Here is a 22,564-nt window from a genome sequence, read left to right as displayed (position 1 = left end):
TTATGAAACAGAAGATTCGATTTAAGTTGACGGATAGATACTTAGTCCTACTAATATGCTTTTTAGGATATATATCAACCGTATCAGCACAGTCTCATAAAATTTCCGGTGTGGTAGTTGATGAAGGAAAGTCTCCTATCATTGGAGCTACAATCCAAGTGAAGGGTGCTAACAACGGAACCATTACAGACATTGACGGTAACTTCTCGCTGGAAGTAAAAAATCCCAAGGCCCAGTTACAGATATCGTATATCGGATTTACTACTATAACTGTTCCGGTACAGTTAAAAGGGAAGATGACGATTACAATGCAGGAAGCATCACGCAATTTGGACGAGGTAGTGGTCATCGGCTATGGAAGCGTTCGTAAATCAGACCTTTCCGGTTCGGTAAGTGCTGTCAGTATGAAGAATGAAGCTGAGATTATGCCTATCACAAGTGCCGACCAATTCTTGCAGGGACGTATAGCGGGCGTCAGTATCGCAGCTAACAGTGGTGCACCCGGAGCGGGCATGAATATTCAAATACGTGGTGTCTCTACACTGTCAGGCAATACAGACCCGCTTTATGTAGTTGACGGTTTTCCGATAGAGGCTGCAACAGCAAGTGTAAATGGTGGCACCAGTGAGTTGAGCCAACAGCCGGCGATGAACCCGCTAGCTTCCATCAATCCCAATGATATTGAATCTATCCAGGTTCTGAAAGATGCTTCCGCAACGGCTATTTATGGTTCACGTGCTACGAACGGAGTTATTCTGATCACAACCAAACAGGGAAAAGAAGGAAAAGTCAATGTGAACTACAATACCCGTGTAGATATTTCCAACATTGCCAAACGCTATAATTTACTGAATGCTTATGACTATGCGCTTTTTGAGAATGAATTGGATCGAACCTCTAACGGTTACGATATGCAAGGAAACGTCATTCCAAGTACAAAAGTCCCCAGACATACAGATGATGCCTTGGAAAGATATAAGATTTATTCAACTGACTGGCAGGACTTAATGTACCAGACGGCAGTATCTCAGGACCACCAGTTGGCTGTCAATGGTGGTAACAAGATGACTCAATATAATATTACTGCCGGCTACACCGATCAAGAAGGTATTATTATGAATACTGGACTCGAACGTTATTCTTTCCGTCTGAATCTTAAATCTGAGCTTGCCAAGCGTTTAGTTTTGCAACTGAACACAAGTTATTCACAGACCGAGCAGAAGCAAACGTCGCACTCTCAATCTTCAAGTATGAACCAAATGGTACGGCGTATTTTGACTACCAAACCGACATTAATGCCTGGAGATCAAATTTATGAAGATGAAAATGTGGAATATGTTCCGGCAGACAATCCTTATATTATGGCGACCGAACTAAAAGACATTCTTCAACAACGGTTCTTCATACTGAATGCATCTTTGACATATAACTTTGGTAAAGGGCTTTCCTGGAAAGGCGCCGGTAGCTTCAATCGTACAGACGGTTCGCGTTCTACTTATTATCCAATAGGTACCAATGCTGGAAACAGTGCCCATGGTATGGCATTTCGTGGAGAAGACAATCGCCAGAATATTGTATTGGAAACGACGGTTAATTATGATCGTAAATTTAAGAAGCATCATCACATCAATGCTGTCTTGGGATATACGCATGAAGACCGTCAGAGAAAGACACTGGCAATTCAGGTAGGTGATTTTGCAGGCAATGACTTGTTGTACTACGCTATCGGAGAAGGAACGAATACGATGGACAAATCCAGTTCAGTCATTCAAACCAAACTGTCCTCTTTCTTAGGGCGTATGAACTACACCCTGTATGACCGTTATATTTTCACGGCAACCGGACGCTACGACGGTTCTTCTTTGTTGGCAAGTGGAAACAGGTGGAGTTTCTTTCCATCATTTGCAGTAGCCTGGCGCATTAATCAAGAGAAGTTCATGAAAGACATACCTGCTATCTCTAATATTAAGCTACGTTTGAGCTATGGTGTTACAGGTAACCAAAGCATTGCTTATGCTGCTCCGCTCGCCATTATGAACCATGTCCGCTCTTATTCCGGAGGTGCAGTGACTCACGGTATGGTCAACGGGAAGCTGGCTAATCCTAATTTAGGTTGGGAAAGTACTGCTACCTACAATGCCGGACTGGATTTAGGTTTTATAGACAACCGTTTTAGAGTAACCATGAATGTATATCAACGTACTACAAAAGATATGCTGATGAATTTTGGACTGCCTTTATCATCCGGATACGGTTCTATACCTTACAATATGGGAAAAATGACCAATAAAGGATTTGAGCTGGAAGCCAGTGCGGATATTCTGACAGGTCGCGTAAAATGGACTCTTGGAGGAAACATATACCTGAACCGTAATAAAGTAGACGATATCAGCGGCAATGAGTTACTGGGAACCTCCTATCTGGCAGGTGGCGGTGTATTCAGCCAAAGCATACATATCACTAAAGCCGGTTATCCGGTAGGCAGCTTCTATGGCTACGTAGTGGATGGTGTTTATCAGAATGAAGCAGAAGCAAAACTGGCTCCATTTGATACTCCACAAGCTACTCCGGGTTCTTTGAGATTCAAAGATATTAGTGGACCCGACGGGTTGCCGGATGGAAAAATAACTTCTGACGATATGACTATCATCGGTACGGCAGAACCGAAATTCAATTATGGTATTAATTCTGAGCTATCTTGGAAGGGGCTGACATTATCCATGATTTTCACGGGCCGTGTAGGAGGTGATATCGCCAATTTGAACCGTTATTTCTTGGATTCTTTTACAGATACCAACGACAATATTCGTGCTGAGGCTTGGGAAGGAAGATGGCAGGGCGAAGGAACCAGTAACTTTTATCCGGCAGTAAACGGTTCGCAAGGCAGTTCTTACTTTAACAAGCGTTTCTCTACCTTCTTGCTTGAAGATGGTTCATTTTTCCGTCTGAAGAATCTGACACTCGCCTACCAGTTTAGCTTGAAAAAACTACGATGGTTACGTAGTATACGTGTATTCGGTACCGTTACCAATGTCTTTACAATCACTAATTATAGCGGTTATGATCCGGAAGTCAGCATTACTTCGGGCGCTATGTCACCTAATGTTGACTATGCTGCTTATCCTTCTAGCCGTACGTATTCTATGGGTATAAATCTAGCTTTTTAACATCAAAATACTGAAAATATGAAGAAATATATATTATCCTTACTGATAGGAACAGCGCTGCTTTCAAGCTGTTTGGATGTAGATATTGTAGACCGTGTAGAAAAAGAGGACGGATTCTTCAAAACGGAAGATCATGCCTTGGCGGCTATTAACGGGGTATACTCCACTCTTTACGCTTTCGCTTATCATAAAACAAACTGGGCTATCATACTTCCGACCTATGAAGACGCTATGTTCTCTACCGGAAACGCTGTGCCTGCCACTGTTTCCAACAATACACACAGTGCTGGTTCCGCTCCAGTTGTTAATTTTTGGGGAGAGCTATATAATGGCATTAAAAACGCTAATGAAGTAATAGCACGTGTTCCTTCTATTTCCTTCAAAAGTGAAAATGATAAGAATCGAATCATTGCAGAAGCCTACTTTCTGAGAGCACTTTATCATTATGACTTAATGCGCTTGTATGGTGGTGTTAATGGTATTCCTATTGTTATTGAGCCTGTGACCGGAATTGAAAACGCATATGTACCACAATCTCCCGCATCTAAAGTTTACGAACAGATAATAAGTGATTTTGAATATGCAGCCGGACTGAACGATGATGATACTCCCCGTTTGCCGAAACGTTTAGATCCGGCGTACACAAGCGGACGTGTAACTAACGGAGCTGCTCATGCATTTTTGGCGGAAGTCTACTTGACTCTCGGAAGATGGGAGGATGCAGCCAGAGAAGCCCAAGAGGTGATTTCTTCCGAACAATATACGCTTGTCAATGATTATCAGAATTTATGGGACATTGAGCAAGAGTCATTAGCTCAAACCGAACATATCTTCTCAGTACCTTTCTTTCGTGACAAAGATGCTTTAGCAGATCAGTCATTGGGTTCTAATATTGCTCATTTATTTAATCCGGCAGGTGTGCAGGTTGGTGGTAAATTGGTTTCTGGAAATCCCTATGGAAAAGGAGCAGGAGCTCATAGGGTACAAAAATGGTTTATCAAATATTTTCAGGACGATCAGGGTAATCTAGGATACAGTGACCCCTCTGTTGATGCATCCATTGATGAATCCAAACTCATTTCTAAAGATTACCGGATTGAGGTTACATTCTGGAGACGTTTTCAACAAAAGAACAATAATACAGGAGTATTGGGCAATATTGTAACCGTATATCCTGCTGCCGGAGGCAACTCACAGGAGAACTGGGGATATATCCGCAAATTTATTGATCCGCAAGGTATCAATAACCGTACCAATGAAAACGATATGCCACGTCTGCGTCTGTCCGATATGTATCTTATAAGAGCAGAAGCATTGAACGAACTTGGAAAGTACACAGAAGCCTGCCAGGCTATCGATATGGTGCGTGAACGTGCGCGCAAAGCGAACGGAACCGAACGTGCTTATCCGAAGTATATAGGTTCGGACAGACCCGATAATATCGGACGTACCTTGACCAAACAAGAATTCCGCTGGCTGGTATTCATGGAACGGGGATTGGAATTTGCCGGTGAACAGAAACGCTGGTTCGACCTTATTCGTATGAAGTATGATGAAAACACGCAGATGTATGACTACATAAAGGATACATTCATTCCATCACGACCGGCTGCGGATGTACAAAAGCAAGGAGTTATGGCTGCAAGAAAGAAATATTTTCCGATACCATTTGCAGAGGTTTCTCGCAATGATGGAGTACAACAAAATCCCGGATACTAAAGATATATGTTTAAATTAAGCACTCCCATGAAAGGAGAAATAAATTATGAATAGACTATTTTTGAGTGTTTCTGTTGCATTAAGTGCGACAACTTGCTCTTTTGCGCAGCAAATCACGCAGCCTAATTTGGTGTTGTTTATAGCCGATGATTGTTCATATTACGATTTAGGTTGCTATGGAAGTGTGGATTCGAAAACACCCAATATAGATAATTTTGCCACACAGGGAGTGCGTTTCACCCAAGCCTATCAAGCTGCTCCTATGTCATCGCCTACCCGCCATAATCTGTATACAGGTTTATGGCCTGTGGGTAGCGGAGCTTATCCAAACCATACTTGTGCTGATCAGGGTACTTTAAGCGTTGTGCATCATTTGCATCCATTGGGGTATAAAGTAGCTTTGATTGGAAAGAAGCATGTTGCTCCAAAGTCAGTATTTCCCTTTGACCTCTACGTGCCTAGTGAAAGGGGGGAATTACATTTTGAAGCTATTCAGGAATTTATCGCTGATTGCAAAAGGAAAGGCCAGCCGTTTTGCCTGTTTGTTGCTTCCAATCAGCCACATACCCCTTGGAATAAAGGTGATGTCTCACAGTTCGATCCGGATAAATTAACTTTGGCACCTATGTATGTAGATGTTCCACAAACACGTCAGGAGTTTACTAAGTATCTTGCAGAAGTCAACTTTATGGATCAGGAGTTTGGTAACGTACTCTCTATTCTGGAACAGGAAAAGGTCGCTGATCAATCTGTTGTAGTATATTTGAGTGAACAAGGAAACAGTCTGCCTTTTGCCAAATGGACTTGTTATGATGCAGGCGTACATTCGGCATGCATTGTCCGCTGGCCGGGAGTAGTCAAACCGGGGAGTGTCAGTGATGCATTAGTAGAATATGTGGATATAGTTCCTACTTTTGTAGATATAGCAGGAGGAAAACCGCAGACGAGAGTAGATGGTGAAAGCTTTAAATCTGTTTTGACAGGGAAGAAGAAGGAGCATAAGAAATATTCTTTCTCTCTTCAGACTAGCAGGGGGATAAATAAAGGTCCGGAGTACTACGGGATACGCTCAGCCTATGATGGAAGATATCGATATATTGTTAACCTTACTCCGGAGGCAACCTTCCAGAATGCGATGACTGCTACGCCTTTATTTAAAGAATGGGAACAGCTTGCAGAGACAGATCCCCATGCAAAGGCGATGACATTCAAGTATCAGCATCGTCCTGCCATTGAATTGTACGATGTACGGAATGATCCATTTTGCATGAACAATTTGGCAGGAGATACGAAATACTCCAATATTATTATTCGGCTGGATGCAGAACTAAAGAAATGGATGAAAGCGTGTGGAGACGAAGGGCAAGCTACCGAAATGCGGGCGTTTGATCATATGCCTTCCAAACAAAAGTGATGTGTAAACAGTGTGCAGATTGAAGTAGATACTTCTAATGGTCTTCATCCTATGGGACAATGGATTCAGGAGGATAAATGTTTTATCTTTGATATTGATGAGGCAAGTTATCTCGCTATCCAATGACAGATATAAATAAACCTGTTAATTTGAATGAAATGATAAAAAGTATAATAATGCGAATTAAACTAATACGGTGTATAGAATTAAAGGCTATTGTAACATTATCTTTAGTTCTTATTAATAGTGGAAACCTATTAATAGGTAGCAACCTGTTTATTAGAGATAACAATGATTTAAGTGCAGATACGATTTTGAGATATAATCACTATCCTACAGGTAAACTTTATGTTTATTATTCCAAGGACCAAACGAATCAGAGTTCTCCGGCTGTTATTTTCTTTTTTGGTGGAGGTTGGAATTCCGGTTCTCCTAAACAATTTGAACCACAAGCCAGTTATTTGAATAAGTATGGAGTAACAGTTGTATTAGCTGATTATCGAACCCGAAAAAATGCGGGTACTACTCCTAAAGAAGCTTTAATGGATGCAAAATCAGCTATGCGTTATTTGAAGCAGCATGCAATGTCCATACATGTTGATCCTGATAAAATATTGGCAGGTGGTGGCTCTGCAGGTGGACATTTGGCTGCTGCAACAGCTTTTTGTCATCAAATTAATAATCCGAAGGATGATCTTAATGTGTCATCAATACCTAAAGCTTTGATCCTTTTTAATCCGGTTATAGATAATGGACCTCATGGGTACGGATTCGACAGAGTAAAAGATTATTATAGAGATTTTTCTCCTATACATAATATAAAAAAAGATGCTCCTCCTGCTATATTTTTTTTAGGGAGTGAGGATAATATTGTTTTGCCTAAAACGGCTCTAAAGTTTAAGAAGAAAATGGAACATGTAGGGTCACGTTGCGATTTATTGCTATATCCGGGACAAAAGCACGGTTTCTTTAATGCTAAGTTTGAAGAATTTTTTGAAAAAACGATGTCAGCTACTGTGGTCTTCTTGAAATCTTTAGGATATATTAAATAGAGGCTTTTGATTTTCCAGTCGTTTTTTATCGGGGATTTTTCCATTTAAGCTGTTTGCATATTAAAAAACACTTAGAATTTGGATATTTCCTCTTTATTATGGTTCATTTCTGATTCGCTTCTGAATCTGCTTCCCAACCACTGTAGCCATTGCCGTCGAATACAATAAACATTTTCTTTATAAAAAATAATGTCCGCAGGTGCATAAATTAATTCGTCCGCCTATAGACGGACGAATTAATTTATGCACTGAAAGGGATTATTTATTGCACAAGCCGGAGCTAAATTTAGCATAGGAATTCTTTATCCAATAAATTTTCTACTTTTAAGTTTGTTTTTTAAATTACAGATTCAATTGTTTGATAAATTCAGTAGGAGTGATATTAAATTCTTTCTTAAAACATTTTGTAAAATAGTTAGGGTCGGACATTCCTACGGCGTACGAAGCTTCTGATACGTTCATGCCATTCTGTAAATGAATCTTTGCTTCTTTCATCTTTATAGTCCGCATGAACTGGGTGATAGAACATCCGGTCAATGATTTAAGTTTGGTATGCAACAGGCTTCGGCTCACTTTCATATGAGTAATAATTTCAGTAACTCCGAACTCTTCGTCTTTGATATTAGCCATAATCAGGTCAACTAACTCTTTCATAAATACTTCATCACGTGGATTGTTCGTTATTTGTGTAATGTTCAGCTTCTCGATCCGCTTGAAATACTCAATGTTCTGCTTTCTGTTAGTACGCATATTCTGAACCAATAGTTCCAGATTCTGTGCATTAAAAGGCTTGGTTATATACGCATCCGCCCCTTTCAAGTACCCTTGAGTATGATCCAATTCATCCGTTTTAGCAGTTAGCAGAATTACCGGGATATGACTGCTATTCAAATCCTGTTTGACGTATGCCGTTAATTCCAGACCATCCATCACGGGCATCATTACATCACTGACTATCAGATCGGGCAGTTGCTTCTTCAGTAACTTACAAGCCTCAGCACCATTGTAAGCACGAAATACCTGATAATCTTTGCTAAATATCTCTGCCAGATAATCATTCATCTCTTTATTATCTTCTACAATAAGGATACTTTCTTTGACGTCGGTGTTATCTTGCTCGGTAGAAATCAACTGGTCGGGAATCAGTTCAATCGTTTCTTTCATCCGCAGATTATATTTCTGTATTTCTTCGGACGTGATACTTTCCAAAGATTTCTCCGAAGAGCTATAGGCAGATTCTGAAACATTCAGGCTGACGATAAATTCCGATCCCTTTCCGACTTCGCTTTCAACCTTAATCTCCCCCTTATGCATATGAATCAGTGACTTCGTGAGAGATAACCCCAATCCGAAGCCTTCTCTATGATCCTTTTTCTCTACTTGGAAGTAGCTGTCAAAGATTTTATCTTTCATCTCTTTAGGAATCCCTCTGCCGCTGTCTTTTACTGATATTTCGATGAAATTTTCCGAATCTTTTTTGAGAAGCTTGGCACTGAGTTTCACATAATCTCCCGGCTGGGTGTATTTGAAAGCATTCGACAGCAGATTATACATGATACGTTCCAGCTTGGATGGAGAGAACCAGACTTCTTCATCCGTTTCTTCCAGACTGACAATGAAATCAATCTCCTTTTCCTTAGATACAATATCGAAGATATGAGAAATCTCTTCCAGGAAATGCATGATGTTTCCTTTTCTGACGTTAATCTCCATTTGCTGCATTTCGATTTTACTGAAAGTGAGCAGTTCATCAATAAGATAATGCATTCTGTTGGCATTGCGGTAGATGACTTCCAGTTTCTCGCGATCATTATTATCGATTTGTTTCTGTTTGATGAGCCGCTGAAGTGGTGACAGGATCAAAGTCAACGGTGTTTTCAGATCATGAGATACGTACGTAAAGAAGTTTATTTTCGATTGATTCATCTTCTCCATATTAACCCGTTGCTCATGTTCCGTTTTCAGTCTCATAAGAAGAATCAACCTGGCTTTGGTATATTTATATGCCAAATAGATGATGCAGAGAACCATACATACGTAGGTCAGATAGGCCCATATAGAAAGCCACCACGGAGGTAGTACATGGATAGTCAACTCTTTCTGTCCTTTTTCATCCCAGTTTACTCCGTCATTGCTTGCTTTAATCTTCAATGTATAATCTCCGGTCGGGAGATTAGAGAAACGTACCTGATGCTGATTGCCTACAAACTGCCATTCTTTATCGATGCCTTCCAGCTTCATGGCATATTGCGTTTTATCTTTGTATTGATAATTAAGCCCTGAGTATTCGATACGTATGGATTGTGCCTGTTCGTGGGTAAGCGTCATCACATCACTTTCAGAGATAGAGGCGGGCAGTAGCGCATCCGGATTGCTGGAAGATACGACATCGTTATTGCTCCATACTCCTGTCAAAGCGATATTAAAATGAGGTTCTACAGGGCGCACCTGTTCAGGATAGAAAGAAATCATTCCATTAATTGTTCCGAAGAACAGTTCGCCGTCGGGTTTCTTGCAGACAGAGGAATAATTGAACTGATTGGTCGGCAATCCGTCGGCTATGGTATACCGGCTGATTAATCCGGATTTCGGCTGAATATTACATAATCCGTTGTCTGTTCCTATCCATATAGTGCTCTGATCATCTTCTATTATACCTTTTATAGCGTTCGATCCCAATTCTTTCTTCGAATAACTTTTCAATTTTTCGCCTTTTTTATTCAGAACAAAAAGTCCGTCATTGTTCGTTCCTGCCCAAATATTCCCCTGCGAGTCCATATATAAATAAGTCATATACAACTTACTGGATGAGAATTGTGGAAGAGGTGTCTGTTCTTCTGTTCGTTTGTTTATCTGGTATATTCCATTTTGACGGTTTCCAGTCCAGATAATGCTGTCATTGAGGTTAAGCATGCAAAAGACAGGAAGTGCAGAAACTTTTTTCAACTGGAAACTGCCGTTCTGTTTCTTCAAGGTAAATAGTCCCGACGGCCCTCCATACCAGATTTTGCCGGTTTCGTCTTCTATGATGCAGAAACCGGATGAGTTTTTCCCCATTCCGTCATTAAAAGAAAGCGTTTTGTTCTCTTTGGGCATATAATAGTTCATTCCCCGAAGAAACAGGCCGATCCATAGGTTCTGTTTACTGTCAATCAGCAAGGAATGTATATTCCGGGCTTTTATATTCATCCGTTCATGGAGTCGTTCGGAACGCGTTATTTCCCGATTGCTGTTCAGGTAGTTAAGCCCTCCGTCTTCGGTAGCAATATAGAGACCGTTGTCCGGGGTATTGATGATCTGGCGTACAGCTTTACCACTCAGATGATTGGGAGAGTTTCCATAAGGATAAATCCGGAACTGATCCGAAGCATATATAAAATAATTCACACCACCGAAATAGGTTCCAACCCACATGTTATGATTGTAATCTTCAAAAAGGCTATAAATAGGAGAATCGTTCAGATTGCTCAAGTCACTTTCCGACTGCTGATAGTGAGTCACTAACCGAAATGTCTGGTCATAAATGAAAATTCCATTTTCGGTTCCCAGCCAGATGTTGTTCATAGTATCAGTTGTTGCACATCTGAATTGTCTGATATCCTTGATCGCGGCTAGAGGATACAGTGAATCATTATTGATATTGTACACAAATACCTCTTGAGGTGTATTGAATAACAACTGATTGCCAGGCAACATAACTAATTGAATGCACGTTTCCAAAAATGGACGGATGTTCAAAGGCAGCGGTTCAAATTGTTCCTTTTTTAGATTATAGCGTTTCACCCCTTTGTTACTGTTTATCCATAGAACATTGTTTGAGTCTTCTACCAGTCCACGAATATTTTCTCCTTTTCCTTCATTTAATATAAAAGGAGTGAAGCTGTTTTTGTCATTATCGTATTGATAGATGCCGTTACTGCATCCGGTCAGTAATCTGCTGTCAGACGTGTTCAGAAATAAGACACTGTTCTTATTGTTTCCCTCTATGTGATAGCGTGTGAATTGTTCATTCTGAGGATTGTATTTGCAGATTCCTTGCTCCGTAGAAATCCAGAGGACATTCCGGCAGGGGTCATTATATAGTTTGGTGATAAAATCATGGCTGATCGTAGTGGAATCCCCTTCTTCGTGAAAGTACCGGGTAATATTATACCCATCATATCTGCATAATCCATTCCTGGTGCCAAACCACATAAATCCCTTACTATCCTGAGATATGGCATTGACAGTATTATGAGAAAGCCCTTCTGTAATACTTAGCTGTTTGAAGCGGACATTATTATATTGGATTTTTCCTTCCGCAAATGTCGGATGAAGCAGGAATAATAAACAAACTGCTACCGATATAAGATTTTTGAGTGTACTCCTTTTCATATCTGATTCTACTCCTTGTTTAACGCTCAAAGATAGTCTTTTTTCTATCGGTTTTTCTAGTACAAATGTATATTCCATTAGAAATTATGTGCACAATCGAAGCTTTATGGGCTCAAACAATACATGCTTCCTTATATTGAACATGATGTTACGAATGTTTATTCTTTGAATTCTCTACATTTGTATCGTAAACCAAATGAAAAGACCATGAAAACAAAATTTTGCAGAACGGCAGTGTATTGCCTGTGCTGTTTTATGTTTATCCAGCCGATAACAGGAAGCCAGGTAAATGATACTTATGAGGGTGTTTTGCATATCGACAAACAGAAAACACGCAAAGTAAGCCGTGTCCAATATGGGTTCCATTATGAAGAGATTGGTATGATAGGAGAAGGTGCCTTGCATGCCGAACTGGTACGCAACCGTTCATTCGAAGAAGCAACTCCACCCGCAGATCTGGCGGTCAAAAATGGGCTTTATCAGAATGTACCGAATCCGCGTGGAAAAAACAAAGATGTATTTCATGTAGACCCTCTGATCGGATGGAACACTTATCCTCTGTCTTATACTCCCATTTTCATTAGCCGTACAGAAGAAAATCCTCTGAATAAGGAGAATAAGTATTCAATGCTGGTCAACGTGACTGAAGATATTGCAAACAATCCGGAGGCAATGATTCTAAATCGGGGATATTACGGTATGAATCTACGAAAGAAGGTATCTTATCATCTTTCCATGTATATAAAAAGCAAAAATTATACAGCTCCTCTTCAAGTTATGCTGGTAGACGAACAAGGTAAACCGGTCAGTACTCAGCTTGTTTTGGATGTAAAGGGTAAAGAGTGGACGAAACTTACCGGAACATTAAAACCTGATAAAGATGTCAAACGGGGGATGCTTGCCATTCAGCCGTTAGGTAAAGGGCAATTCCAACTGGATGTCGTCTCTTTATTCCCTTCTGATACATGGGACAATGGAAAATCTGTTTTTCGGGCGGATATTATGCAGAACTTGAAAGAATATGCACCGGATTTCATTCGTTTTCCCGGCGGATGTATTGTGCATGGGGTGAATGAAGCTACCATGTACCACTGGAAAAAGACAATAGGTCCCATTGAAAATCGACCGGGACAATGGAGTAAATGGGCGCCTTACTACCGTACAGATGGAATTGGTTATCATGAGTTTTACGAATTGTGCGAATATTTGGGAGCAGATGCTATGTACGTAATCCCTACAGGGATGATCTGTACAGGTTGGGTAAAGCAAAGTTCTCCCTGGAATTTCATTCAACCGGACGTTGATCTGGATGCTTATATTCAGGATGCACTGGATGCCATAGAATACGCAATCGGTCCGGAAACCAGCAAATGGGGGGCTTTACGTGTAAAGAACGGACATCCGAAGCCTTTCCCTCTAAAGTACATTGAAATTGGAAACGAAGACTTTGGACCTGTTTATTGGGAACGTTACGAGAAGATTTATCAAGCGTTACACAAACAGTATCCCGACTTGATATACATAGCCAACAGTATCATAGGCAAAGAAAATGACGACAAACGGATTGATATTGCGAAGTTTGTGAACCCGAAGAATGTGAAGGTATTCGATGAACACCATTATCAACCTGTCGAATGGGCTTGCAAGCAGCATTACCGTTTTGACAACTATGAACGGGGAATAGCGGATTTGTTTGTTGGAGAATTGGGCATTGACGGGAAGTATCCCTATAATCTGTTAGCCAGCGGAGCGGTACGAATGTCTCTTGAACGTAATGGAGACTTGAATCCATTATTGGCAGAACGTCCGGTGATGCGCCATTGGGATTTTTCAGAGCATCGTCAGTTGCACTCTATGCTAATCAATGGGGTAGATTGCAGCATCAGGACATCTTTCTATTATTTATCAAAAATGTTCAGAGATCACACTTTCGATGTATGCCTGGATGCTGGGATTCAGGGGATGAAGGGGTTGCAGAATGTATTCGTTACGATGGGATATGATAGTGAAAGTAAAGAATATATCCTGAAACTGATCAATTTGAGAAAACAGGAGGTGGTACTTCAAACAGCAGTGAAAGGATTTGGGAAAAAGATACAGGCACAAAAAATAACATTGAGTCTGGAACCCGGAAAGAATAACACTCCGGAAATGCCGGATGCAGTAAAGCCAGTTCAGTCGACCGTAACACTGGACTTAAACAAAGATTTGCAGCTCGAGGCTTCTTCAATGATTGTATACCGTTTTAAATAAGATAAATATGAAAAATGCAGCGTTTTGTATTACTGGATTAGCATTACAGGGTTTGTCTATGTCATTGCTGGCACAAACCGACAAGCCGAATATTGTAATCATTATGACCGATCAGCAGCGTGCTGACCTATGTGGCAGAGAAGGTTTTCCTCTGGCAGTTACTCCTTATGTAGATCAATTAGCTCAGGAAAATGTATGGTTTAACAAAGCATATACTGTAGCACCGGCCAGCTCTCCTGCCCGCTGTTCTATGTTCACCGGACGTTTTCCTTCGGCAACTCATGTACGTACCAACCACAACATTCCGGACATATTTTTTGAACAGGACTTGGTGGGCGTATTAAAAGAAAACGGATATAAAACAGCACTTGTAGGTAAAAACCATGCTTATCTGAAACCTGCTGACTTGGACTTTTGGTCAGAATACGGGCATTGGGGTAAAAATAAGAAAACGACTCCCGAAGAAAAAGAAACAGCCCGTTTCTTAAACCAGAAAGCCAGGGGACAATGGCTGGAACCTTCGCCAATTCCTGTAGAAGAGCAACACCCTGCTAAAATCGTTAATGAGACATTGTCATGGATAGAGAGTCAAAAAGAGAATCCTTTCTTTGTGTGGGTATCTTTCCCGGAACCTCATAATCCTTATCAGGTTTGCGAACCTTATTATTCTATGTTTTCGCCGGATAAGCTTCCCGTATTGAAGACGTCACGTAAAGACTTGGAAAAGAAAGGAGAGAAATATCGCATTTTAGCAGAACTGGAAGATGCGTCTTGTCCTAATCTGGAACAGGACCTACCCAGAATCCGTGCTAATTATATCGGCATGATCCGTTTAATAGATGACCAGATAAAGAGACTGATCGAATCGTTAAAAGCCAGCGGGCAGTTTGAAAATACAATCTTTGTTGTTCTTTCAGATCATGGCGATTATTGGGGAGAATACGGGTTGATCCGCAAAGGAGCCGGACTTTCTGAAAGTCTCGCACGTATCCCGATGGTATGGGCAGGATATCATGTCAAGAATCAATCAGCCCCTATGGATAGCCATGTGTCAATTGCTGATATTTTTCCTACTCTTTGTTCTGCAATCGGTGCCAAGATTCCGGCTGGTGTTCAAGGTCGTAGCTTATGGCCGATGTTGACCGGAAAAGAATACCCCAAAGAAGAGTTTTCCAGCATTGTCGTACAACAAGGTTTTGGAGGAGCACATGTCGGACTGGATTCTTCTCTTACTTTCGAACAGGAAGGGGCATTGACGCCGGGTAAGATTGCATACTTTGATGAACTCAATACCTGGACTCAAAGCGGTACCTCTCGTATGGTCAGAAAAGACGACTGGAAACTGGTGATGGATAACTATGGAAACGGAGAACTATATAATCTTAAGAAAGATCCTTCGGAAGTAGATAACCTGTTTGGTAAAAAGAAATACAGTGCTGTTCAGACAGAGCTTCTGACGAAGTTAGTCGCATGGGAATTACGTCTGCAGGATCCACTCCCTCTTCCCCGGAAACGTTATCATTTTAAACAGGATCCTTATAATTATCTCCAACCTGAACAATAATAAATCAAAAGAATGTACATATTGACGGATATTAAAGACATTGTTCCATGAGCTCAATCCTGTAACAGCCTACTTTTGTATCCGTAAATAATAAAACTGTAATCTATGAAATTTATATTGCGATTAGGACTTGCTTTACTGACAGGATTTGTCTCAGTCAGCACAGCATCGGCACAAGCATATGGAACTGCTGATACAAACGCTCCGGAGCTGCGTGTCCCAAAATCTGTTCAACCGGCATTTGACTACTGGATGCGTGACACATGGGCAACACTAGGCCCCGACGGTTACTACTATATCACTGGAACCACTTCTACCCCCGACCGTCACTTTCCGGGACAGAGACATTGCTGGGATTGGAATGACGGTTTGTATCTTTGGCGCTCCAAAGACCTGAAGATATGGGAAGCTATGGGACGAATCTGGTCAATGGAAAAAGACGGTACCTGGCAGAAAGATCCCAAAGTATATAAAGAGGGAGAGAAATATGCGAAGAAGTCTATCAATAATGATCCGATGGATAACCGTTTCCACGCTGTATGGGCACCGGAAATGCACTATATAAAGAGTGCGAAAAATTGGTTTATTGTAGCCTGCATGAATCAATCGGCAGGCGGAAGAGGCTCTTTTATTCTGCGGAGTACTACCGGGAAGCCGGAGGGACCTTATGAAAATATCGAAGGTAACGAGGATAAAGCCATTTTTCCAAACATTGACGGAAGCCTGTTTGAAGATACGGATGGTACCGTATATTTTGTCGGTCACAACCACTATATAGCACGCATGAAGCCAGATATGAGTGGTCTGGCAGAAGAGATAAAGACATTAAAAGAAAGTAAATACTCTCCGGAGCCATATGTTGAAGGAGCATTCATCTTTAAATATGATGGAAAATATCATTTGGTACAAGCTATCTGGGCACACCGCACGGCGAAGGGGGACACTTATGTCGAGAAGGAAGGGTTAACTAATAAGAAAACTCGTTATAGCTATGATTGTATCATTGCCACTGCCGACAATGTATATGGTCCTTATGGTAAACGGTATAACGCAATTACCGGCGGCGGACACAACAATCTGTTTCAGGATAAGGATGGCAACTGGTGGGCAACCATGTTTTTTAACCCTCGTGGCGCACAGGCGGCCGAATATAAAGTGACATGCCGGCCGGGATTGATTCCGATGCTTTATGAAAACGGAAAATTTAAACCTAATCACAATTATCAGGCAAAATGAAAACATCACTATTGATAACCGGGGGATTGGCTTTCGGAGCAATGACTTTTGCGCAAGAAAAGCCTAATATCATTGTTATATTGGCGGACGATCTGGGTTTCTCCGATTTAGGTTGCTACGGAGGAGAAGTACAGACACCGGTATTGGATAAGATGGCCAAACAGGGTGTCCGTATGACACAAATGTATAACAGTGCGCGGAGTTGTCCGTCACGTGCCAATTTATTAACCGGACTTTATCCGCATCAGACAGGGTTAGGACACATGGATGCAACCCGTCCGGCATGGCCGAAAGGATATGCCGGCTTTCGTTCCAATTCTGACAACGTTACCATTGCCGAAGTATTAAAAGATGCCGGATATTTCACAGCCATGTCCGGTAAATGGCATCTGGGCAAATCCGCCAATCCGATAAACCGCGGTTTCCAGGAATATTATGGTTTGTTAGGTGGATTCAACTCTTTTTGGAATCCGGACGTATATACCCGATTGCCTAAGGATCGTAACCCACGTCAATATAAAGAGGGAGAATTTTATGCTACTAACGTAATAACCGATTATGCCATAGACTTTATTAATCAGGCACATCAGGAAGAAAAACCTTTGTTTCTGTATTTGGCATACAATGCTGCTCATTTTCCGTTGCACGCTCCGAAAGAAGTAACGGATAAATATATGAAGATTTACCTGCAGGGTTGGGATAAGATTCGAGATCAACGTTGGAAACGAATAGTAAAGATGGGGCTTCTGCAAGGAAAACCAGCATTAAGCCCGCGTGGTGTTGTTCCCGAAAGTTTGTTTGAGGATGAGACACATCCGCTGCCTGCCTGGGATTCTTTAACAAAGGAACAGCAGACTGATCTGGCTCGCCGTATGGCTATTTATGCTGCCATGATAGATATTATGGATACCAATATTGGTCGGGTATTGGATACTTTACAGAAGAACGGCGAACTGGATAATACATTTATCATGTTCATGTCGGATAACGGAGCTTGTGCCGAATGGCATGAATTTGGTTTCGACAAGCAAACTGGAACAGAATATCATACTCATGTTGGTGCTGAATTAGACCAGATGGGACTACCGGGAACTTATCATCATTACGGAACCGGCTGGGCAAACGTTTGTTGTACCCCATTTACACTTTATAAACATTATGCGCATGAAGGTGGAATATCCACTCCTTGCATTATCCAGTGGGGTAAACAGATCAAACACAAAGGCAGTATTGACCATCAACCGGCACAATTCTCGGATATCATGGCAACTTGCATCGAACTGGCAGGGACTAAATATCCCGAAGAATACGAAGGAAGAAAGATTGTACCTACACCGGGCAAGTCAATCCTTCCTATTGTACGCGGTGAAGAAATGCCGGACCGTTATATCTATGCGGAACATGAAGGTAATCGTATGGTACGCAAAGGTGACTGGAAACTGGTCTCTGCGAATTTTAGAGGTGATGAATGGGAACTCTATAATATCAAAGAAGACCGCACAGAACAACATAATCTGATAAAGGAATACCCTGAAATGGCAAAGGAACTGGAAGACGCTTATTTTGAGTGGGCAGACCATAGTGATGTGCTTTATTTCCCGAAGGTTTGGAATACTTATAATAAAGGACGCCGGAAGGACTTTAAAGAATATAGAGATAAGTAGGAAAACACAGTAGGAAAGAAAAGATAGGAACTTATGAACAAGAAACTACTAATTGCAGTATTTGTAAGTGCTATGGCACATACGTTCGCTTGCGCAGCAAGCCCGAAAGAAAATAGAATGAAAACAGTTTGGGCTGATAAAGTTACGTCGGAAAATGTATGGCAGAGTTATCCGCGTCCTCAGTTACAACGTTCGCAATGGATGAATCTGAACGGGTTATGGCAGTATGCGGTTACTACTCAGGATACACCTAAAAAAGAAGTGAAGTTCGAGGGACAGATTCTCGTTCCGTTTGCTATCGAATCTTCCCTTTCGGGGGTGCAGCGTTCTTTTCTGCCTACCGAGAAATTGTGGTATCAGCGTAACTTTACCCTTGATGACGCATGGAAAGGAAAAACAGTGATTTTGCATTTCGGAGCTGTAGATTATGAATGTCAGGTATGGGTAAACAACAAATTGGCGGGCATTCATAAAGGGGGGAATAATCCTTTCTCTTTCGATGTAACCAAATTGCTGAGAAAAAGTGGTTCGCAACTTGTTGAGGTTGCTGTTATCGACCCTACGGATACGGAGTCAATTTCCCGTGGCAAGCAACAGTTGGAGCCGAAAGGTATCTGGTATTCTCCGGTATCCGGTATTTGGCAGACTGTGTGGTTGGAGGCTGTAAATTCAACCCATATTCTTCAGGTTCTTCCTACAGCTGATATTCATAAAAAGACGGTTAGTCTGGACATCAGTGTAGCTAAAGCTAAAGGAGGAGAAAAAGTAAAAGTGGAATTACTGGACGAAGGTAAGGTAGTAGGTACGACAGAGCAAAAATTAGCCTCAAAGATAGAAATGGAAGTTCCGGAGGCTGTTCTTTGGAGTCCGTCTTCTCCGAAACTTTACCATCTGAATATTGAGTTGTTAAGTCAAGGACAAGTAATAGATAAGGTGAAAAGCTACTTTGCGATGCGTGAGGTCAGTATCCGCAAAGATGAATGTGGTTACCAGCGTATTTGTCTGAATGGTGATCCAATATTCCAGTATGGAACACTGGATCAAGGCTGGTGGCCGGATGGTTTGCTGACACCTCCTTCCGAAGAAGCAATGCTTTGGGATATGGTTCAGCTCAAAAATATGGGATTTAATACCATACGCAAACACATTAAAGTAGAACCGGAGCAATATTATTATTATGCCGATTCGTTGGGTTTGATGATGTGGCAGGATATGGTATCCGGCTTCTCTACCGAAAGAAAAGACGAAGAACATATTAAGCCCAATGCGCAAACGGACTGGAATGCACCCGCATCACATACTAACCAATGGCAACAGGAGATGTTCGAGATGATTGACCGTCTGCGTTTTTATTCCTGTATCACAACGTGGGTAGTCTTCAATGAAGGATGGGGACAGCATAATACGGTAGAAATAGTGGAAAAGGTAATGGAATACGATAAAAGCCGTATCATTGACGGAGTAACCGGCTGGACAGACAGAGGAGTAGGCCATATGTATGATGTACACAATTATCCGTCTGCTTCCATGATTTTGCCCGCTTGTAATGGCAATCGGATTTCTGTCTTAGGAGAATTCGGAGGGTATGGATGGGCCATCAAAGAACATCTGTGGAATCCCGGTATGCGGAACTGGGGATATAAAAATATTGACGGAGCAATGGCGCTGATGGATAACTATGGTCGTCTGGTCTATGATTTGGAGACATTGATAGCACAGGGGCTGAGTGCGGCGATTTATACACAAACCACTGATGTCGAAGGTGAAATAAATGGTCTGATTACTTATGACCGGAAAGTTATTAAAATTCCGGAAGGCTTGTTGCATATCATGCACGATCGTTTATATCATGTCAATCCGGCGAAAGTCATTACTTTGGTGTCCGACGCTCAGAATGGGAGTGCGGTCAGTCGTGCAGTCAGCCTTAACGGGCAGGAGTCAAAAATAACCTCTTTGCCTTTCGATTGTCCTCCCCGTTCGGAAATTGTGTCGGAAACCTCATTTGATGTCAATGAGGAATTCAGCCATTTGTCTTTGTGGGTGCGTGCTACCGGAGATGTGAAGGTATGGTTGAATGGAGTGGAGGTCTTTTCGCAGGAGGTGAAACAAACCAGGCAATATAATCAGTACAATATCAGTAATTATTGCCGATATTTGCGAAAAGGAAAGAATGAGTTGAAAATCGAAGTACGGGAAACTAAAAAGATGAGCTTTGATTTCGGTTTGAGGGCTTACTGATCAGACACGTTTTTATTCCCAATACTTGCAATAATTTCTCAAAGAAGGCCGTCGGTTTCTGAAAGACTTTTATCTTTGCAGATATAATACATATGGCGCTATGAGAAAGATTATTTTGATTTTCGTGACAATTGTTCTTCCCTGTTTGCTTTGCGCAAGAAATGATGATAAGAGTACAGATATGCTGCTTCGTGAGATTGACGGAATTATCAGGAACCGTCAGACTTACGGTGCAGAAAAAGAAGCACGTATCTCCGATTTGAAGAAGTTGCTGTCCGAGGCTACCTCCGATGAGCAGCGTTATGGATTTTGCGGCAGGCTTTTCGACGAATATCGGGCTTATAATTTGGACTCTTCGTATGTATATGCACAGCGGAAGCAGGAACTGGCTTCTCATTTGAACAAACAGGATTATCTGGATGATGCCGCCATGAATATGGCAGAGGTGATGGGAACCACCGGAATGTACAAGGAAGCTTTGGAGCAGTTGGGACAGATAGACAAGAAAACTCTGTCTGATTATCTCTATCCCTATTATTACCACTTGTATCGTACTATTTACGGGTTGATGGGAGATTATGCCGTCACCGAGAAGGAGAAAAAAGAGTATTACCGGATGACGGACCTGTATCGGGATTCCCTTTTACAGACTAATGCCTCCGACTCATTGGGCCATGTGCTGGTGATGGCCGACAAATGCACCGTACACGCCCAATATGACCAGGCAATAACCATGCTGACCGACTTCTACCGGAAACCCTCTCTGGACGATCATTCCAAGGCGATGATTACTTATACCTTGTCAGAAGCCTATCGCCTCAAAGGAGACAAGAAAGGGCAGAAACACTTTCTGGCTCTCTCGGCCATCGCTGATTTAAAATCGGCAGTCAAAGAATATGTTTCCTTACGGAAACTCGCCTCTCTTGTATATGAAGACGGAGACATTGACCGTGCATACAACTATCTGAAATGCTCGCTCGAAGATGCTACGCTCTGCAATGCCCGCCTTCGTACCCTGGAAATCTCACAAGTCTTCCCCATCATCGATCAGGCTTACCAACTGAAAACCAAGCGGCAGCAACAGGAAATGAAGATATCTTTGATTTGTATCAGTCTGCTTTCCGTCTTTCTGCTGGTGGCTATATTCTTCGTTTACAAGCAGATGAAGAAAGTGGCTGCCGCCCGTCGGGAAGTGATTGACACGAATACGCTTCTGCAAGAGCTGAACGGTGAGCTTCATGACTCCAATTCGCAACTGAAAGAGATGAACCATACCCTTTCGGAAGCTAACTATATTAAAGAGGAATACATCGGTCGCTATATGGACCAGTGTTCCACCTACTTGGATAAGATGGACTTATACCGTCGTTCCCTGAATAAGATTGCGGCTACCGGCAGGGTAGAGGAGTTGTATAAAGCTATTAAATCTTCCCAATTCCTCGAAGAAGAGCTGAAAGAGTTCTACGCAAACTTCGATATGACCTTCCTGCAACTCTTCCCTAACTTTGTGGAAGAATTTAATGCGTTGCTTGTCGAACCGATGCAGCCCAAGCAGGGCGAACTGCTGAATACCGAACTTCGTATCTTTGCCCTGATCCGTCTGGGGATTACGGATAGTACCAAGATCGCCCAGTTCCTCCGCTACTCTGTGACCACTATTTATAATTACCGGACACGTGTCCGCAACAAGGCACTCGGCGAACGGGATGAGTTTGAGGCTAAAGTAGTGAAAATAGGGAAGGTGGAAGAGTAAGAAATCCACTACTTTTTTAGCACGGTCGCTATTCTATAATATTCTTATTATTAGTGTTTTATGCTGTTTTGTACTGTGTAAACCACTATATTTTTGCTATCTGGCAAAAGAAGCGCATTTAATTGTGGAT

11 protein-coding genes are annotated in these 22,564 nt (G+C 41.7%); 10 read left to right on the top strand and 1 reads right to left on the bottom strand.

Annotation, left to right across the window (positions count from 1 at the left end):
• Positions 1-2 precede the first annotated feature (2 nt).
• From ACHLI0_RS13235 to ACHLI0_RS13220, 4 genes are all read left to right on the top strand, one after another.
• A complete protein-coding gene (locus ACHLI0_RS13235; protein ID WP_225709850.1) occupies positions 3-3,167 on the top strand; it encodes a SusC/RagA family TonB-linked outer membrane protein in 3,165 nt (1,054 codons plus the stop codon).
• A gap of 18 nt (positions 3,168-3,185) precedes the next feature.
• A complete protein-coding gene (locus tag ACHLI0_RS13230) occupies positions 3,186-4,886 on the top strand; it encodes a RagB/SusD family nutrient uptake outer membrane protein (protein WP_132060245.1) in 1,701 nt (566 codons plus the stop codon).
• A 46-nt stretch (positions 4,887-4,932) separates the two neighbouring features.
• Positions 4,933-6,300, top strand: a complete 1,368-nt coding sequence (locus tag ACHLI0_RS13225; protein ID WP_490749353.1) for a sulfatase family protein — start codon at positions 4,933-4,935, stop codon at positions 6,298-6,300.
• Positions 6,301-6,422: 122 nt separating this feature from the next.
• Positions 6,423-7,352: an alpha/beta hydrolase gene (locus ACHLI0_RS13220; RefSeq protein WP_490749352.1), complete on the top strand. Its 930-nt coding sequence runs from the start codon at positions 6,423-6,425 to the stop codon at positions 7,350-7,352.
• Positions 7,353-7,694: 342 nt separating this feature from the next.
• Here ACHLI0_RS13220 and ACHLI0_RS13215 read toward each other — a convergent pair whose 3' ends face one another.
• Entirely contained in the window at positions 7,695-11,726 is a 4,032-nt protein-coding gene (locus ACHLI0_RS13215) for a hybrid sensor histidine kinase/response regulator transcription factor (protein WP_317197684.1), read from the bottom strand.
• 255 nt (positions 11,727-11,981) lie between these two features.
• On the opposite strand from ACHLI0_RS13215, the gene ACHLI0_RS13210 reads away from it, so the two are divergent.
• The 6 genes from ACHLI0_RS13210 (at position 11,982) to susR (ending at position 22,434) form a co-directional block, all read left to right on the top strand.
• Positions 11,982-13,979, top strand: coding sequence for an alpha-L-arabinofuranosidase C-terminal domain-containing protein (locus tag ACHLI0_RS13210; protein ID WP_317197683.1), 1,998 nt, complete (start codon positions 11,982-11,984; stop codon positions 13,977-13,979).
• A gap of 7 nt (positions 13,980-13,986) precedes the next feature.
• On the top strand, positions 13,987-15,543 hold the full coding sequence (locus ACHLI0_RS13205; protein WP_225709845.1) for a sulfatase family protein: 1,557 nt from the start codon (positions 13,987-13,989) through the stop codon (positions 15,541-15,543).
• Positions 15,544-15,648: 105 nt separating this feature from the next.
• A complete protein-coding gene (locus ACHLI0_RS13200) occupies positions 15,649-16,779 on the top strand; it encodes a family 43 glycosylhydrolase (RefSeq protein WP_225709844.1) in 1,131 nt (376 codons plus the stop codon).
• Positions 16,776-18,443, top strand: a complete 1,668-nt coding sequence (locus ACHLI0_RS13195) for an arylsulfatase (protein WP_225709843.1) — start codon at positions 16,776-16,778, stop codon at positions 18,441-18,443. The genes ACHLI0_RS13200 and ACHLI0_RS13195 overlap by 4 nt, the downstream gene beginning before the upstream one ends.
• Positions 18,444-18,476: 33 nt before the next feature.
• Positions 18,477-20,681, top strand: coding sequence for a glycoside hydrolase family 2 protein (locus tag ACHLI0_RS13190; protein WP_490749351.1), 2,205 nt, complete (start codon positions 18,477-18,479; stop codon positions 20,679-20,681).
• 100 nt (positions 20,682-20,781) lie between these two features.
• Positions 20,782-22,434, top strand: coding sequence for a SusR family glycan utilization regulator (gene susR / locus ACHLI0_RS13185; protein WP_490749350.1), 1,653 nt, complete (start codon positions 20,782-20,784; stop codon positions 22,432-22,434).
• Positions 22,435-22,564 lie beyond the last annotated feature (130 nt).

The organism is Bacteroides sp. RCH18 (genome assembly GCF_058231005.1).
This window is presented reverse-complemented; position numbering and strand designations above follow the sequence as displayed.